This window comes from Achromobacter sp. Root83 (assembly GCF_001428845.1).
Taxonomy (GTDB): domain Bacteria; phylum Pseudomonadota; class Gammaproteobacteria; order Burkholderiales; family Burkholderiaceae_B; genus Achromobacter.
Window position 1 is genome coordinate 620,837 of record NZ_LMIU01000001.1, and the last position, 16,816, is coordinate 637,652.

General features: G+C 64.6%; 14 protein-coding genes. 8 read left to right on the plus strand and 6 right to left on the minus strand.

Annotated elements, in window-relative coordinates; genetic code table 11:
• Positions 1–248: 248 nt before the first annotated feature.
• Positions 249–4,298: a phosphoribosylformylglycinamidine synthase gene (purL, locus tag ASE30_RS02765; RefSeq protein WP_057283244.1), complete on the plus strand. Its 4,050-nt coding sequence runs from the start codon at positions 249–251 to the stop codon at positions 4,296–4,298.
• Positions 4,299–4,404: 106 nt separating this feature from the next.
• Here the strand turns inward: purL and ASE30_RS02770 are convergent, their stop codons facing one another.
• Positions 4,405–5,328, minus strand: coding sequence for a LysR family transcriptional regulator (locus ASE30_RS02770; RefSeq protein WP_200964379.1), 924 nt, complete (start codon positions 5,326–5,328; stop codon positions 4,405–4,407).
• A 197-nt stretch (positions 5,329–5,525) separates the two neighbouring features.
• Here ASE30_RS02770 and ASE30_RS02775 point away from each other — a divergent pair, with 197 nt between their 5' ends.
• The 3 genes from ASE30_RS02775 (at position 5,526) to ASE30_RS02785 (ending at position 8,351) form a co-directional block, all read left to right on the plus strand.
• Positions 5,526–6,767 (plus strand): aconitase X catalytic domain-containing protein, encoded by a 1,242-nt coding sequence (locus tag ASE30_RS02775; protein ID WP_057282707.1) that lies wholly within the window; start codon positions 5,526–5,528, stop codon positions 6,765–6,767.
• 6 nt (positions 6,768–6,773) lie between these two features.
• Positions 6,774–7,238 (plus strand): aconitase X swivel domain-containing protein, encoded by a 465-nt coding sequence (locus ASE30_RS02780; protein WP_057282708.1) that lies wholly within the window; start codon positions 6,774–6,776, stop codon positions 7,236–7,238.
• A 141-nt stretch (positions 7,239–7,379) separates the two neighbouring features.
• Positions 7,380–8,351, plus strand: coding sequence for a tripartite tricarboxylate transporter substrate binding protein (locus ASE30_RS02785; protein ID WP_057282709.1), 972 nt, complete (start codon positions 7,380–7,382; stop codon positions 8,349–8,351).
• A 95-nt stretch (positions 8,352–8,446) separates the two neighbouring features.
• On the opposite strand, the gene ASE30_RS02790 is transcribed toward ASE30_RS02785, so the two are convergent.
• On the minus strand, positions 8,447–9,130 hold the full coding sequence (locus ASE30_RS02790) for an RraA family protein (RefSeq protein WP_057282710.1): 684 nt from the start codon (positions 9,128–9,130) through the stop codon (positions 8,447–8,449).
• A 42-nt stretch (positions 9,131–9,172) separates the two neighbouring features.
• The gene (locus tag ASE30_RS02795; RefSeq protein ID WP_057282711.1) at positions 9,173–9,832 is read right to left on the minus strand and encodes an RraA family protein; all 660 of its coding nucleotides are present in this window, start codon (positions 9,830–9,832) and stop codon (positions 9,173–9,175) included.
• A gap of 125 nt (positions 9,833–9,957) precedes the next feature.
• Between ASE30_RS02795 and ASE30_RS02800 the strand changes: the two genes are divergently transcribed.
• Positions 9,958–10,896, plus strand: a complete 939-nt coding sequence (locus ASE30_RS02800; RefSeq protein ID WP_057282712.1) for a LysR substrate-binding domain-containing protein — start codon at positions 9,958–9,960, stop codon at positions 10,894–10,896.
• 53 nt (positions 10,897–10,949) lie between these two features.
• On the opposite strand, the gene ASE30_RS02805 is transcribed toward ASE30_RS02800, so the two are convergent.
• The 3 genes from ASE30_RS02805 to ASE30_RS02815 all read right to left on the minus strand — a co-directional run bounded on the left by ASE30_RS02805 (position 10,950) and on the right by ASE30_RS02815 (position 14,019).
• Positions 10,950–11,906, minus strand: a complete 957-nt coding sequence (locus ASE30_RS02805; RefSeq protein WP_057282713.1) for a tripartite tricarboxylate transporter substrate binding protein — start codon at positions 11,904–11,906, stop codon at positions 10,950–10,952.
• 39 nt (positions 11,907–11,945) lie between these two features.
• A complete protein-coding gene (locus ASE30_RS02810; RefSeq protein WP_057282714.1) occupies positions 11,946–12,914 on the minus strand; it encodes a tripartite tricarboxylate transporter substrate binding protein in 969 nt (322 codons plus the stop codon).
• 172 nt (positions 12,915–13,086) lie between these two features.
• Positions 13,087–14,019, minus strand: coding sequence for a LysR substrate-binding domain-containing protein (locus tag ASE30_RS02815; protein ID WP_057282715.1), 933 nt, complete (start codon positions 14,017–14,019; stop codon positions 13,087–13,089).
• A 115-nt stretch (positions 14,020–14,134) separates the two neighbouring features.
• Here ASE30_RS02815 and ASE30_RS02820 point away from each other — a divergent pair, with 115 nt between their 5' ends.
• The 3 genes from ASE30_RS02820 to ASE30_RS02830 are packed head-to-tail and all read left to right on the plus strand — an operon-like array spanning position 14,135 to position 16,800.
• Positions 14,135–14,671: a phosphonopyruvate decarboxylase gene (locus ASE30_RS02820; protein WP_057282716.1), complete on the plus strand. Its 537-nt coding sequence runs from the start codon at positions 14,135–14,137 to the stop codon at positions 14,669–14,671.
• The gene (locus ASE30_RS02825) at positions 14,671–15,270 is read left to right on the plus strand and encodes a thiamine pyrophosphate-dependent enzyme (RefSeq protein WP_057283246.1); all 600 of its coding nucleotides are present in this window, start codon (positions 14,671–14,673) and stop codon (positions 15,268–15,270) included. The genes ASE30_RS02820 and ASE30_RS02825 overlap by 1 nt, the downstream gene beginning before the upstream one ends.
• Before the next feature lie 51 nt (positions 15,271–15,321).
• A complete protein-coding gene (locus tag ASE30_RS02830) occupies positions 15,322–16,800 on the plus strand; it encodes an aldehyde dehydrogenase (RefSeq protein ID WP_057282717.1) in 1,479 nt (492 codons plus the stop codon).
• Positions 16,801–16,816 lie beyond the last annotated feature (16 nt).

The following is a 16,816-nucleotide window of genomic DNA, read 5'->3' on the forward strand; positions in this document are numbered from 1 at the left end:
GATACCGCAACATGGTGCACCGCATCAAGCGCGCCGGGAAGGATGCTTTCCGCTATGAATATTCCGGTATGGGGGCAACGCTTTTGCCGGATGCTGCCATGCACCATACGAGTGCGGGGCGCTTGGAATTCTTTTGTAACACTGGCCAAAATCGGACGGGTAGCCCCTTGTTGAACAAGCGCTCCGGGAAAACCCCTTAAACGGGTAAAATCCCATCTTTGCACCTCTCTCTATACGGCGCCCGCATCGTGTCCCTAGTTCAGCATCTGCCTGGTTCCTCCGTCCTGTCCTCCTTTCGACGTGATCGCCTTCTGGCGCAATTGAAGGACGCCGGCCTGCCGGTGGCCGACATATCCGCCCGCTACGAGCACTTCGTCAGCACCGACGCCGCCCTGACGGCCGAACAGCAGCAACACCTGACCCAACTGCTGGACTACGGCACGCCCAGCACGGCGGACGCCCCGGCCAAGAGCCTGTCGCTGCTGGTGATCCCGCGCCTGGGCACGATTTCCCCGTGGGCCAGCAAGGCCACCGATATCGCCCACAACTGCGGCCTGTCGTCGGTGCACCGCATCGAACGCGGCGTGCGCTACACCATCACGCCCGAGCGCGGCCTGTTGGGCACCAAGTCCTTCGACGACGCCATGCTGGCCCGCGCGGCGGATTGCCTGCATGACCGCATGACGGAAACCGTGGTGGACGCCGGCTTCGACGGCCAGGCGCTGTTCCAGCCGCTGGCCGGCAAGCCCATGCGTACCGTCGGCGTGCAGGCGCGCGGGGTGGATGCCCTGGCCGAAGCCAACGTCTCGCTGGGCCTGGCCCTGTCCGAAGACGAAATCGAATACCTGGCCAAGTCCTTCACCGACCTGGGGCGCGACCCCACCGACGTCGAATTGATGATGTTCGCGCAGGCCAACAGCGAACACTGCCGCCACAAGATCTTCAACGCCGAATGGGTGATCGACGGCCAGGAACAGCCCAACACGCTGTTCGGCATGATCCGCGCCACGCACAAGGCGCAGCCCGAAGGCACCGTGGTCGCCTACTCGGACAACGCCGCCATCATGGCAGGCGGCCCCGCGCAGCGCTTCCAGGCCGGCGTGCCGGGCGTCACCGGCGAGGGCGCGGAAGGCGCCAGGTACATCCGCCGCGACACCACCGTGCACACCCTCATGAAGGTGGAAACGCACAACCATCCGACCGCGATTGCTCCGTTCCCCGGCGCATCCACCGGCAACGGCGGTGAAATCCGCGACGAAGGCGCCACCGGCCGCGGCTCCAAGCCCAAGGCTGGCCTGACGGGCTTCACCGTGTCGCACCTGCGTTTCGACGACGCGCTGCAGCCCTGGGAAGCCGATCACCACGGCCTGCCGGACCGCATCGCCACCCCGCTGTCCATCATGATCGACGGCCCCATCGGCGGCGCGGCGTTCAACAATGAATTCGGCCGGCCCAACCTGCTGGGCTATTTCCGTTCGTTCGAACAGACCGCCGGCGGCACGCGCTGGGGCTATCACAAGCCCATCATGATCGCGGGCGGCCTGGGCAGCATCGACGCGGGCCTCACGCACAAAGACGTGATTCCGCCCGGCGCATTGCTGATCCAGTTGGGCGGCCCGGGTTTCCGCATCGGCATGGGCGGCGGCGCGGCCTCCAGCATCAGCATGGGCAGCAACTCGGCCGAACTGGACTTTGATTCCGTCCAGCGCGGCAACCCCGAAATCGAACGCCGCGCCCAGGAAGTCATCGACCGCTGCTGGCAGCAGGCCGAAAACAACCCCATCATCGCGATCCACGACGTGGGCGCGGGCGGTTTGTCCAACGCCTTCCCGGAACTGGTCAACGACGCCGGCCGCGGCGCCATCTTCGACCTGAAGCGCGTGCCGCTCGAAGAATCGGGCCTGTCGCCCGCCGAAATTTGGAGCAATGAATCGCAGGAGCGCTATGTCCTGTCGATCCTCCCCAAGGACCTGGAACGCTTCGACGCCATCGCCCGGCGCGAACGCTGCCCCTACGCGGTGGTCGGCGTGGCCACCGAAGAGCGCCAGCTGCGCGTGGTGGACGGCGAAGGCCTGCCCGGCCTGGACACGATCCGCCCGCAGGGCGACGCCGAAGTGCGCCCCGTGGACGTGCCGATCGACGTGATCCTGGGCAAGCCGCCGCGCATGACGCGCGACGTCAAGCGCCTGCCCGGTGTATCCGGGCCGCTGGACCTGGCCGGTATCGACCTGACCGAAGCCGCCTACCGCGTGCTGCGCCACCCCACCGTGGCCAACAAGTCCTTCCTGATCACGATCGGCGACCGCACCGTTGGCGGCCTGTCCAGCCGTGACCAGATGGTTGGCCCGTGGCAGGTGCCGGTGGCCGACTGCGCCGTGACGCTGGCCGACTACGAAGGCTTCCGCGGCGAAGCCATGTCGATGGGCGAACGCACCCCCATCGCCATGCTCGACGCCCCGGCCTCGGGCCGCATGGCCGTCGCCGAAGCCCTGACCAACCTGGCCGCCGCCGACGTGGCGCGCCTGGAAGACATCAAGCTGTCGGCCAACTGGATGGCCGCCTGCGGCGTGGCCGGGCAAGACGCCGCGCTGTATGACACCGTGTCCGCCGTCAGCGAACTGTGCCAGGCCACCGGCCTGTCCATCCCCGTGGGCAAGGATTCCCTGTCCATGAAGACGTCCTGGGAACAGGACGGCGAGCAGCGTCAGGTCGTGGCGCCGGTGTCGCTGGTCATCACGGCGTTCGCGCCCGTGGCCGACGTGCGCGCCAGCCTCACGCCGCAACTGCGCACCGACGCGGGCGACAGCGTCCTGATCCTGATCGACCTGGGCCGCGGCCGCCACCGCATGGGCGGTTCCATCCTGGCGCAGACCTACAACCAGGTCGGCGAGACCGTGCCGGACATCGACGCGCCGCAAGACCTGCGCGCGTTCTTCATCACCATCCGCACGCTGGCCGAAGTCGGCACCATCCTGTCCTACCATGACCGCTCCGACGGCGGCCTGTTCGCCACCTTGACCGAAATGGCCTTCGCCGGCCGCACCGGCATCTCGGTGAACCTGGACATGCTGACCTTCGATCCGCAATCGGCCGATTGGGGCGACTACAAGATCCGCCCCGAACAGGTGGCCGTGCAGCGCGACGAACTGACGCTCAAGGCGCTGTTCACCGAAGAAGCGGGCGCCGTGATCCAGGTGCCGGCCTCGCAGCGCGACGCCGTCATGCAGGTGCTGCGCGGCGCGGGCCTGTCGGCCCATTCGCACGTCATCGGCGGCCTGAACGGCGCCGACGAAGTCGAGTTCTACCGCGACGGCAAGAAGATCTGGGGCCAGCCGCGCGCCGACCTCGGCCGCGCCTGGTCCGAAGTGTCCTACCGCATCATGTCGCGCCGTGACAACCCCGCTTGCGCCCAGGCCGAGCTGGATGTCTGGAACGACACGAAGGATCCGGGCATGAGCCCGAACGTGTCCTTCGATCCTCAGGAAGACGTGGCCGCGCCGTTCCTCAACCTGGCCAAGCGCCCGCGCGTGGCGATCCTGCGCGAACAGGGCTGCAACAGCCAGGTCGAAATGGCCTGGGCCTTCGATACCTCGGGCTTCGAGGCCATCGACGTCCACATGACCGATCTGCTGTCCGGCCGCGTGGACCTGGCGCAAGTGCAGGGCCTGGTCGCGGTCGGCGGCTTCAGCTACGGCGACGTGCTGGGCGCGGGCGAAGGCTGGGCGCGCACCATCCGCTTCAACAGCAAGCTGTCGGATCAGTTCGCGGCCTATTTCGCGCGCCCCGACACCTTCGCGCTGGGGGTGTGCAACGGCTGCCAGATGATGGCGGCCCTGGCGCCGATGATCCCGGGCGCCGAACACTGGCCGCGCTTTACGCGCAACCAGTCGGAAAAGTACGAGGCGCGTCTGTCCATGCTGGAAGTGGCCAAGTCGCCGTCGATCTTCTTCGCCGGCATGGAAGGCGCCCGCGTGCCGGTGGCCGTGGCCCACGGCGAAGGTTTTGCCGACTTCTCGCAGCAGGGCGACGCCAGCCGCGTGCTGACCGCCGCGCGCTTCATCGACAACAACGGACAGGCGACCGAGGCCTATCCGTTCAACCCGAACGGCAGCCCGGGCGGCCTCACGTCCGTCACCACCGCCGACGGCCGCTTCACCGTCATGATGCCGCACCCGGAACGCGTGACCCGCAACGTCATGATGTCGTGGGCGCCCGAGAAATGGGGCAATGCCGACACGGGCGGCGCGTACAGCCCGTGGATGCGCATCTTCCGCAACGCTCGCGTCTGGCTGAAGTAAGACCGGCGTAGCCGCCGGGGATGGTTCCCCGGCGCATGCGCGACACACCCCGCCGCCTGGGCATATCGCCCGGCCGGCGGGGTGTTTTCTTTGAAGGGCGTCCGGCTCAGGCTACCGGCCGAGGCGCGTTTCCATCCGTCTGAAATATCTTCCCGAAATCGCATTGCTCCTGAGCCAATGCCGCGATGGCAGGGATGAGGCTGCTACGCTGATCGCTGCGAAAGATCGCCGCGTATGCCGCAGGCGGCAGCGCGGGCGATACGGTCAAGACCTCGAGCGCGCCTGATTCGACCATGGGCTCCAGGAACTTCTTTGGCAGATAACTGATGCCCATGCCGGAAATCGTCAGCCCGATCAAGGCGACGAGGCTGTTGCTCAATACTTTGTTTTCCGGCTGCACGCCGATTGAGCGAAACCATCGGTTGTACAGCAGCCCGGTGCCGGAGCGCTCGTCCTGCGTAAGAAGCCGGTACTTCAGCAGATCTTCCACGCGGATGCGGCGCCGCGACACTACGCCAGGTTTGCACATCCAGGAATTGACGACCTGGCCCACGTGTTTGGAAATGAAGCGTTGGTCTTCGAATACGTCTGGAACGACCATCAGGTCGACCTGGTCCGCCATCAGCTTGTCGCGCAAGATTGCGCTGGTGTCGACATGGGGCTCGATGATCACGCGGGGATAGGCCGCCTGGATCGCGCTGATCAGGCGCGGCAGCCATGTCATCGCGGTGAGCTCGGTCACGCCGATCCGGACATGGCGTTCCACCACCTCTGGCCTTTGGAATTGTTCGACCGCAGCGTCCCGCTGGTCGAGCAGCCTTTTTGCCAGCAGGAACATCTCTTCGCCTTTCTCGGTCAGGCGGGCCGCGCGCAATGTGCGGTCAAAGAGGGGTGTTTCAAACAAGGCCTCCAGTTCCTGGATCCGCTTGGATACGGCCGATTGCGTCGTGTGCAGTCTTTTCGCTGCTTGCGCGAAGCCGCCGAGCTGGACTACCCAATAGATGGCCTCCAGTTGTTTGAAAGTGATCATGCGTACGCCCGTCTTCAAAAAAAGATCGTTTTTAAGAATCCAAAACGATTCCAATTTATCGCTTTTTTTGATTTAACGCTCACCTCAAAATTTGCCTTCACGAAATCGTTTTGAGACGAGTCATGCGCGGCCCAGGCACTGCCGACGGGCGCTGCGCGCTACCAGGCCTCGATACTGGACTTAACGGAGATTGGCGTATGTTCCTTACGGATGAAGAAACAGGGATGCTGCATGGCAAGAGCGGCCCGGCCGTTCAGAAGGCCATGGAAATCCTGGTGGCGCTGGGCGAGAGCTTCGGCGCGGAAAAACTACTGCCCGTCAACAACGTTCATATGGCGGGATCGTCCGTGCTGGTGGCGGAAGAGGCCGGCACCCGATTTGTCGAAGACATCAGGAAGCAGGGCGGCACCTTCGTCACCCGCGTCACGACGAACCCGACCGCCGTGGATCCAGTGCAGTGGCGCGAGATCGGTATCCCCGAGTCGGACAGCGTGCTGCAGACGCGCCTGACCGATGCCTATGCCGGGATGGGCGCGAACACCTGTAATACCTGCATCCCGTACCTGGTCGGCAACAGTCCGCGGTTTGGCGAACACATGGCCTGGGGCGAATCGTCAGCAGTAGTGTTCGCAAACTCGGTATGCGGCGCCCGAACCAACCGCGAGGGCGGCCCCAGCGCATTGGCCACGGCCCTGACGGGGCGCACCCCCGAGTATGGCTTTCACCTGAAGGAGAACCGCTACGGCAAACTTCTCATCAAGGTCGAAACGTCTCTTGATGACATGACTGATTTCGGAACGCTCGGCTACTTCGCGGGGCGAATCGCCGGGCAGGATACGCCCGTGTTCCAGGGAATCCGTTCGGATCCGACGCTGGAGGATCTGAAGGCGCTCAGCGCCGCGCTGGCCGCCTCCGGGGCCGTCAGCATGTTCCACGCAGTGGGTGTGACTCCCGAGGCTCCCACGCTGGAGGCGGCGTTCGGCGGCAAGGAACCGGAGAAGGTGCTTGTGTTCGACCAGGCAGAAAAGGAAAAGGCGGAGGCCGCGCTGAACAAGGAGCCGTCCGATCATGTGGATTGGATCCTGGTCGGCTGTCCCAACGCTTCCGTGCAGGAGATCCGCGAGGTCGCCGAGGCGCTGGAGGGCCAGCGCGTACATCCGGATGTGGCCCTATGGGTCACGACGGCCGGCGCGATGTACGCCATGGCCGAGCGCATGGGATACATACAGACCATCAAGGACGCCGGTGGGACCGTGGTACGGGAAACCTGTCCATTCCTCGCTCGCAGCCGCGTGATTGCCCCCACCAAGGGCTATCGCACCTTGACGACCAATTCGGCCAAGATGGCTTTCTATGCGCCAGGGCAGTTCGGCTTGCCGACTCACTACGGAAACCTGGACCGCGTCATGAAGGCCGCTGTCAGCGGCGTTTGGAGGTAAGCAATCATGGCAGCGGAACAGCTGGTTCTGAAGGGGCGCAAGATCGTCACGGGCAAGGCCCGCGGCGAAGCCGTGGTAACGGCAGAAGCCATCAGCTTCAACGGGGGCGTGGACAACATGACGGGCGTCGTGACCGAGCCCGGGCATGAGCTCGAAGGGGTCGACATTTCGGGAAAGGTGCTGGTGTTCCTGACCGGAAAGGGCTCTACCGGCGGCTCATACAAGATCTACGACATGGTTTCGCGCGGTACCGCGCCCGTGGCGTTCATCCAGGTCACTCCGGAGCCGATAACCACGATAGGCGCAATCATCGGCAGCATTCCCGTGGTTGCCCACCTGGACCAGAACCCGACCCAGGCCATCGCGACCGGCGATTGGGTGGAGCTCGATGCCGACGCGGGGACCGTCGTGGTAACGCCCAGGGCGAGCGTGGCCGCGAGCCCGGGCCGAGATAGCGCCCGCTCTTCCTGAATTCTCATCGCGCGCGTGGCGCGGCATGGCTATGCACGCGGTGCGTGCGCTCCTGCACAACCGAATTCCAGTTCCCCGGGCAGCCGCGCAGGCGACTCGGCGCCCCGTCATGCAGCACATATTCCAAATAACGGAGACAACATGACCCCACGTATCATCCTCGGTCTTGCATTGGGCGCCTGTGTGAGCGCCAGCAGCCTTGCCGCAACCGGCGACGATTGGCCCTCGCGCAAGCCGCTCACGCTGATCGTTCCATTTGCTGCCGGCGGAAGCACGGACGCCACGGCCCGGTTGTTGGCCGAGCAGCTCGCGAAGAATCTGAACCAGCAGGTGATCGTCGAGAACCGCGCGGGCGCCGGTAGCAACTTGGGTTCCACCGTGGCGGCCAAGGCGGCGCCCGACGGGTACACGCTGTTGCTGGCGACCAGCACCAGCGCGACCAACGTAACCCTGTACAAAGATATGGGATACAACCTGCGCAAGGATCTTGTGCCGGTTTCGCAGGTAGCCGCGATTCCCAACGTGCTGACGATTAACAACGCAGTTCCGGCAAAGACGCTGGCGCAGTTCGTGGATTATGTGCAGAAGAAGTCTGCGCCCATCAACTATGGTTCCGCCGGCAATGGCTCCGCCTCCCATCTTTCCGGCGCGCTGTTCAACGCCATGGCCAAGGGCGACATGGTCCATGTGGCGTACAAGGGGGGAGCCCCCGCGAACGTCGATCTGATGGGCGGTCAGGTCCAAGCCGTGTTCTCGCCGCTGGTGGAGGTGCTTCCGTATCTGGAAAGCGGCAAGCTTCGCGCCTTGGGCGTCACCACCAAGGACCGGGCCTCGCGCCTGCCGGATGTCCCTGCCGTGGCCGAGGCGCTGCCCGGCTTCGAGGTGTCGCTGTGGAACGGCGTGTTCGTTCCCGCGGGTACGCCCGATGTCATCGTTGACAAGCTTGCCGGCGCCATCAAGGCGGTGACGCAGGATCCGGGTTTTCGCAAGGTGCTGATGGACCAGGGATCGACGCCGCGTAGCCAATCGCCCGCGGAGTTCCGGGTATTCCTGGATCAGGAGATAGACAAGTGGGCCACGCTGGTGAAGCTGTCCGGCGCTACTGTGGATTGATCTGTCCAGCACTTGCCGTCTTTCGTGGGTCCACCGGCCGGTAGCTGTTCAACCGGCAGCTACCGGCGAGTGGAAGCGGGTGTTCATGTCCCTTGTCACCCGGCCTTCCTTTGCAGCATGTGGTAACCCAGAGCGGCGCGCGCCTCGCGGATGGTGGCGCCCGGGCTGATGCGTTCGCGGATGGCGGCCTCGACGGTCTCGATCCGGCGAGCGGTATCGGCAACCTCGCGGGCGCGCTCACGCGGCACTACGACTACGCCGTTGGCATCGGCCACCACGATGTCGCGCGGCGCCACGCGCACGGCGCCGACCGCCACGGTGGTGTTGACCGATTCGACCTGGACACGGTCCTTGCCGGTGCGCATGAATCGACCCGCGGTGAACATCGGGTAGTTGTCGCCCAGCGCCTTGCTCACGTCGCGGCAGACGCCGTCGATCACCGTGCCGGCGATACCGCGCAGGCCTGCATACTGCGTCATGATGTCGCCCCAGACCGTGCAGTCGGTGCGGCCATCGTTGTCGATCACGACCACGTCGCCCTCAGCCACGTCATCGATGAAGTCGCCCACGGTGCCCGCTGGAACCGTCGCGGGCACATACCTGACGGTGTAGGCAGGGCCGATCACGGGGCGGGTGTAGTTGGCCAGCGGCATGATGCCTTGGGCCTGGCCGTGCAGGCCCAGCTTGTCCATGGCATCCGACACCCCGGCGGTGTCCAGTCCTTCAAAGAGTGAAACCAGTTCCTGGTCTTGCGCAGCGGCTTTCTGAGGGTTCGTCATCATATGTTCCTGGTATGGGTGGGTGTTAATCGTGACGGCGGTTCAGCCGCGGCGGATGGCCTCGAATTCCTTGTCGTGCATCACTTCGGCGACGGAGCGGCCTGCGCGCACGGCGGCGACCATCCCGTCCTGACGTTGGGCGATGCGTTCTCCCAGATCCAGCACCTCTTCGATGCGAGCCGCGGATACGAACACCGCGCCGCAGCGGTCGGCGATGACGAAATCGTCCTCCTGAACAGTCACGCCGGCCATCTGCACCGGCTTGCCCGAGTCGATCTGGACCACGCGATTGCGGGCGCTGATCATGGTCACGCCGCGCCCGTATACGGGATAGCCGATAGATTCGCTGCCTTCGATGTCGCGGCTTAATCCGTCGATCACCGAGCCTCGGACCTGTTTGGCGCGCGCGGCGTTGGCAAGGATGTCGCCCCAGCAGGAGATGCCGTCCGCGCCGCCGGCGATCACCAGCACGCGGTCATCGGACTGCACGGCATCGATGACTGGGGAGATCAGATGCACCGACGGCTTGGCGTCGGCTTTGGGGCCGAGCTGGATGGTGCTGGCGCGGCCCACGATCTTGGGGCAGTCCCAAAGTGGCTGCAGTCCGTAGGTGGCCCCGGGCAGGCCCAGGAAGTCGAGGGCGTCGGACACGGTGTTGGTGTCCAGCGAGGCAAGGCGTTCAAGCACGGAGCGTTGGGACATGAGGTCGGTTCCTGAGAGAGTTGCTTGCATTATCGACAGGCGGTTCTGATAGATAAATTTCTATTAAGAGAACTCTGTGATACCGTTTTCGGATTAAAGGACGGCCCTCGCTGGATGGATTTCGCATGAGCACCATCGACTTCAGATTGATACGGCAGCTTTGGATGTTCCTTGCCGTGGCCGAGGAACGGCACTTCGGGAGGGCGGCGGCGCGCCTTGGCATGTCGCAACCGCCTCTGACGGAACAGATAAAGGTGCTTGAGCAATCGCTGAAACTGCAGTTGTTCGATCGATCGCGCCGGGGCACGCAGCTTTCGGCGGCAGGCGCGGCGATATTGCCGGCCGTGCGCCAGTTCGCTGGCCAGGTAGAACATCTGGAACGTGTGGTGCGCGAAGTCGCCTCGGGCCAATCAGGTGTGCTGCACATCGGCGCGATCACGTCGGCCATGCTGGATACCGTGCCCCCGTTGCTCAATGAACTGCGTAGGGCGCATCCGCATCTGACGGTATTCGTGCGTGAAATCGACAGCGCCGAAGCCGTGCCCGGCCTGACCGAGGGCAAGCTGGACTTGGCATTCGTCAGGATCGACGGCGAGGTGGGCGCGGGAATCGCCACATTGCCGCTGACAGAAGACCGTTTGGCCGTCGCGCTGCCGAGAGACCATAAGCTGGCAGCGCTGTCACGCGTGCGCCTGCAGTCTCTGGCGGCCGAGCAGTTGGTCATGTCGTCACGCCAGGTCAGCCCCGTGTATTTCGACATGCTCGCCGCTGTCTGCCGTTCGCATGGCTTTGCGCCCCGTGTGCTGCATGAGGTCCGTTCGGTCGCATCCCAGGTCGCCTACGTCAGTTGCGGTCAGGGGGTCGCTCTGGTGCCGGCATCCATGAAGAAACTGGCGCCCGATAATGTGGTGGTGCGGCCCTTGAAGGAGAAGGTCATGGTGGTAACTGCCGCGCTGGCCTGGAATACCGAGCGTCATCATCCGCTGGTCGATGTGGCTGTGGCGTGGCTGCAAGATCGCTACAAAGCGCGACCCGCAGCAAAGGCCGGGCAAGGCCCGGCCTGAGCGGGATATCCGCGGGTTACGCGCGATATCCCGGTTGCACGCGATGCGCCGTTTTACTTGCTTGCCGTGGCGTCTTCGGCAAAAGCGCGGGCTTGCCGGTCCAGGCTTTCTTTCCACTGCGGTCCGGGCAAAAACGCAAGGACTGCGGCGTCGCGGCCGGAGGCGGCCAGAAACGCCGGATCCTTCAGCGTATCGGCAAGCGCGCGCTCCAGCTTCGTTGCGATGGAATCGGGCAGCGTTGCCGGCCCCCCCATCCCGCGCTCGGAAGAGTAGCGCAGCGCCACACCCGATTCGTCGGCCGTGGGAATCGCGTTAAGCCTCTTTTCACCAGTGATGGCAATGGCGGCGAACGGGCCGTTCGGTTCATTCAACTCCGGCACTTCGCTAACCGTGATCAAGCCGTAGTCGATATGGTTTCCCAGTACGCCCAGACGGATGTCGCCGCCGCCCTTGAACGGAACGCTGGTGCCCTGGACGCCTTGGCTGCGTTCCATGTCCATCAGCGCCAGGTGGCCCGTGGTTCCATCTCCGCTGTGGCCGAAGGATGCAGATTCGGGCGTTTTCTTCAGCTTTGCAACCAGCGCCTGCAGGTCGTCGGGCGCCGGCGAACCGCGCCGCTTGATGAAGAGCAGCGGATCGTCAACCAGGCGGGCAATCAGGCGGATGTCCTCGGGGCGGTATTTGGCGCCTTTGCGCACCGGCAGATAGACAAAGCCGGGCGCATTGATCATGCCCAGCGTGTAGCCGTCCGGCTTGGCTGCCGCCACGTAGCGGACGGCGATTTCTCCTCCCGCGCCGGGCTTGTTGATGACGATGATCCTTGCCTTGTCGCTCAGCCGCTTCTCCATGTGTTGCGCCACGAGCCTGGCCATCACATCGGTGCCGCCACCCGGCGCAAAGCCCACTACCAGTTCGATGGGCCGGTCGTCCGGCCACGCCGCATGGGCCGTGCCGGCGGCGACAGCCATCGCTGCGGCAAAAAAGACATTCTGCACAGTCTTGAGTTTCACGCTTGTCTCCCGGGCGGATCTTTCGTCCGCCGTTATGGCCTAGTTGACCTTGATGCCTGCTGACTGGATGATCCGCCGGTAGCGCTCCAGCTCGTCCGCCCAGAAGGCCGTGAATGCAGCGGGCGTGCTTTTGCGTAGTTCGGCGCCCATGGCGACAAGCCGGTCCGCATAGGCCGTGTCGGACATAGAGGCGTTCAACGCGGCGCTGATCTTGCCCACGATGTCGGCCGGCGTGCCCGCAGGCGCGGCCAGGCCGAACCACGTGGTCAGTTGCATGTCGGGCATGCCCAATTCCGCGAAGGTCGGCACGTTGGGTAAGGCCTTGAGCCGCGAATCCGAGGCGACCGCCAGCGCGCGCACCCGCTTGCCCTGTATATGTCCGATCGCGCCGTTGTCGAACATGAAGTCGAGCCGGCCGCCCATCAGGTCCGTCAGGGCCGGGTTGTTGCCCTTGTAGGGGATATGCATGACATCGATCTGATTCAGTGCGCGGAACAGTTCTCCAGACAGATGCCCGGAGTTGCCCGTGCCTCCCGATCCGTAGGACAGCTTGCCGGGTTGCTTGCGGGCCGCGGCCACGATCTCCGCGGGGCGCTGGTACGGGGAATCCACCGACACAATGAGCACGCTTGGCACCAGCGCCACTTCGCCGATGGGCGTGAAATCCTTGATAGGGTCGAAATGCACCTTCGCAAACAGGTGCGGCGCCGACACGTTCGCAGAACTGCTGGCCAGCAGCAAGGTATAGCCGTCCGGCGCGGCGCGCGTGAATTGCGAGGTGGCGATGGTGCCCGAGGCGCCCGCCACGTTTTCCACCACGACGGTCGTGTTCAGGCGCTTGCCCAGCGCATCGCCCAGAGAACGGCCGATCGTATCCGCCGAACCGCCCGCTGGCCATGGCACGATCAGCCGGATCGGCTTGTCAGGGTAGGGCGCTGCGGCGAGCGTTGCGGCGCTGAATGCGGACGCGAGGGCGCAAAACGCCCAACGCTTGAGGGAAAAGCGCATGGTTTGTCTCCTGTTAATCAGGCCCTCCCTCTTGCTCCATGGCGTATCGAGGAGGTGCGCGGCACTTGGGTGCCGTCGGGTCGCACCCAGATTAATCCGTTATGAAAGAACGGAAAAAATAGAATTTTGTGATGGAAATCATCACGAAGGGAGATGGGAGTAGCCGTGTGCCTTACTTCGCCAGCCAATGCGCCGAGGGCCATTGGTCGCGTTCCACGGCATCGCGGATGCACTGGACCAGTTCTTTCGTGACGCATCGCACGGAGTTCGCCATGGTGCGGGCGGCGGGCTGCGCCAGCACGATACGCCGCGTCAGCACGGGGTCGACGACCGGCGCTGCGGCCAGGATTCCACGATCCACATCGTCCACCACGGCAATCGACGGCAGGATCGTGTAGCCGTGTCCGTCAAGAACCAGGCGCTTCTGCACGCTCATGGCGTTGGTTTCGGCAACGATGTCGAGTTCGATGTCCTGGGTGCGCGCGGCCTGTTCAACCAGCGAGCGCAGGCCATGCGGCGCGCCGGGCAGGACCAGCGGGCGTCCGATGACCTCCGCCATGCGCACGGGGGTGCGCTTGTCCAGCCCGCTGGCCGGCGGGCCGACAAACCACAGGCTTTCGTCCAGCAGCGGCCGGAACTTCAAGGCGGGATTGGGTTTGGAGTCGTAGAGCAGCGCCACGTCCACATCGCCGGTCTCCAGCCAGGATTGCAGGTGGCCGGCATAGCCCGACGTCAGGCGCAGCCGGATGCCGGGATAGTTTGCGGCCACCGCGCGCAGCAATGCGCTGGACAGCATGTCGGCGGTGCTGGGCAGCAGGCCGACCGTGACGATGCCGCCTACCGTCCCGCTTGATGGACGGATTTCCGCGCGGGCGCGGTCAAGTTCGGTCAGGGCGCGGCGCGCGTAGTCGCCCAGCGTTTTGCCAGCGTCCGTGAGCTCCATGCCGTGGCGTCCGCGCGTGAACAGCGCGATGCCGACGTCCTCTTCCAGAAGCCTCAGCTGGCGCGACACCGCGGGCTGCACGATATTGAGCAGGCGCGCGGCCGCCGTCACGCTTCCCGTTTCCGCAACCGTCACGAATGCCTTGAGTTGCTTCAGATCCACCGTCTTCTCCTGGTATGCGGATGCGTCATGAGATCCATCACAAAATTCTATTTATTGACTCATTTTATAGCGATATAAGATGGCATTCATCACATAGCCATAGGAAATACGCATCATGAGCTCCGCAAGCAAAGAAGCGCCGGCATGGCAGCAGGCCGTGTTTGACGCCTTGAAGGCCGGTGACATCCGGCAGATTGCCTACGTGCCGGACGCCGGCCATGCCTACGCCATCCGCCAGGCACAAACCGATCCCGATATCAACGACGTGGTGCTGACCACCGAGGAAGAGGGCGTCGCGGTCGTCAGCGGCGCCTGGCTGGGCGGGCAGCGCGCCGCGCTGCTCATGCAGAGCAGCGGCGTGGGCAACTGCGTCAACATGTTCTCGCTGCTGCGCGCCTGCAATTTCCCTTTCCTGACGCTGGTGACCATGCGCGGCGAGTACGCCGAGTTCAATCCCTGGCAAGGCCCGATGGGCAAGACCACGCAGCAGGCGCTGGAACTGATGGGCATTACCGTCCTGCGGGCGTCCGATCCGGACGAGGTCGGGGAGATCGTCGGCGCTGCCGTGGATTCGGCTTTCCTGGCCGGCGAGCAGGTCGCCGTGCTGTTGTCGCAGACCCTGATCGGGCGCAAAAAATGGGAGCGCAACTGATGTCATCCGCATTGAATCCGCAAGCCGCCGTGGACCGGCGCGCCTTTGTGTCGCAACTGCTCCAGGCCACGCCGGACGCCTTGGTGGTCACGGGCCTGGGCTCGCCGTCGTACGACGTGTTCGCCGCGGGCGACCGCGATCACAACTTCTATCTTTGGGGCGCCATGGGCGCAGCCGCGGCGATGGGGTTGGGCCTGGCGCTGGCGCAACCGGACCGGTCCGTGCTGGTCATTACTGGCGACGGCGAACAGCTGATGGGCGTGGGCAGCCTCGGTACTATCGGCGTCAAACAGCCCAAGAATCTGACCATCGTGGTGCTGGACAATGGCCATTTTGGCGAGACGGGCATGCAGCGCAGCCACACCAGCCTGGGCACGGATCTGGTCGCCGTAGCGCGTGGTTTCGGCATTGCCGATGCGCGCCGCGTGGCGAGCATCGACGAAGCAGGCGCTGTCGCCGAACGCGTCAATGCGCGCGGCGGCGTGTCGCTTGCGCAGGTTTTCATCCGTCCCGACGAGCCCCCGCGCGCGTTGCCGCCGCGCGATGGCGTACACGTCAAGAACCGGTTCCGCGCCGCGCTCGGCCTGCCGACGTTCTGAACAGGCGCAGCCTGCTCGGCTGCCATTCCGCATGTCGGCCAGGAGGCTGCAATGAAGACATATGCAATGCGAATTGCCGGGGCGCCAGTTGCCCCGGCGTCGGACGACTGGTTCGAGACCCAGAACCCATACACCGGCCAGGCCTGGGCCCGCATCCCACGCGGCAACGCGGCGGATGTGGATGTAGCCGTGCAGGCAGCGCATCGGGCGTTTTCGGAAGGCGACTGGGCCGACCTGACGGCCACGCAGCGCGGCCTGCTGCTGTACCGCCTGGCCGATCTGATCGAACGCGATGCCCGCAAACTGGCCGAGACGGAGGTCCGCGATAACGGCAAGTTGCTGGCCGAGATGCACGGGCAACTCAATTATGTGCCGCAATGGTTCCGGTACTACGGCGGTCTGGCGGACAAGATACACGGATCGACGCTGCCCCTGGATAAGAAGGGCTACTTCGCGTACACGCGCCGCGAGCCGCTTGGCGTGGTCGCCGCGATCACTCCCTGGAATTCTCCGTTGCTGTTGCTGGCCTGGAAGATCGCGCCTGCGTTGGCGGCGGGCTGCACCGTGGTGGTGAAACCCTCCGAGTTCACCTCGGCGTCTACGCTGGAGTTTGCGGAGCTGTTCGAAGAGGCTGGCTTTCCGCCTGGCGTGCTGAATGTCGTGACCGGCTTTGGCCATGAGGTGGGTGCCGCGCTGGTACAGCATCCGCTGGTGCAGAAAGTCACGTTCACGGGTTCGGATCAGACCGGGCGCCTGATCAACGAACAGGCGGCGCGGCTGCTCAAGCACACGTCGCTGGAACTGGGCGGCAAGTCTCCCAACATCGTCTTTGACGACGCCGATATGGAGCAGGCGGTGTTCGGTGCGGTGTCCGGCATCTTTGCCGCCACCGGGCAGACATGCATTGCCGGATCGCGCCTGCTGGTGCAGGACAGTATCTACGATCGCTTCGTCGAACAATTGGTGGGGCTTGCCCGGCCGGCACGCATGGGCGACCCGATGGATGCAGCGACGCAGGTCGGTCCCGTCACCACGCCGCCGCAGTACCAAAAAGTGCTGGACTACATAGGCATAGCCCAGCGGGAGGGCGCGACGCTGTTGCTGGGAGGGCAGGCCGCGCAACGGCCGGAGTGCGGCAAGGGGTGGTTCGTGGAGCCCACGATTTTCGGCGATGTGCGCAACTCGATGCGAATCGCACAGGAAGAGGTCTTTGGCCCGGTACTGAGCATTATCCGGTTCAAGGATGAGGCCGAGGCGCTGCACATCGCCAATGACATCCGCTTTGGTCTGGCGGCTGCTGTCTGGACGCAGGACATGGCCCGCGCCCTGCGGATGTCCGAAAAGCTCAAGGCGGGAACCGTCTGGATCAACACCTATCGCGCGGTCAGCTTCATGGCGCCGTTTGGGGGTTACAAGGACTCTGGCCTTGGACGGGAAAACGGGATCGACGCCATCAATGAATATCTGCAGGTCAAGAGCGTCTGGCTCAATACCGGAGCCGTGGCCGGCAATCCTTTCGTTTTGCGCTGATTTCTCTCCGGCTAGG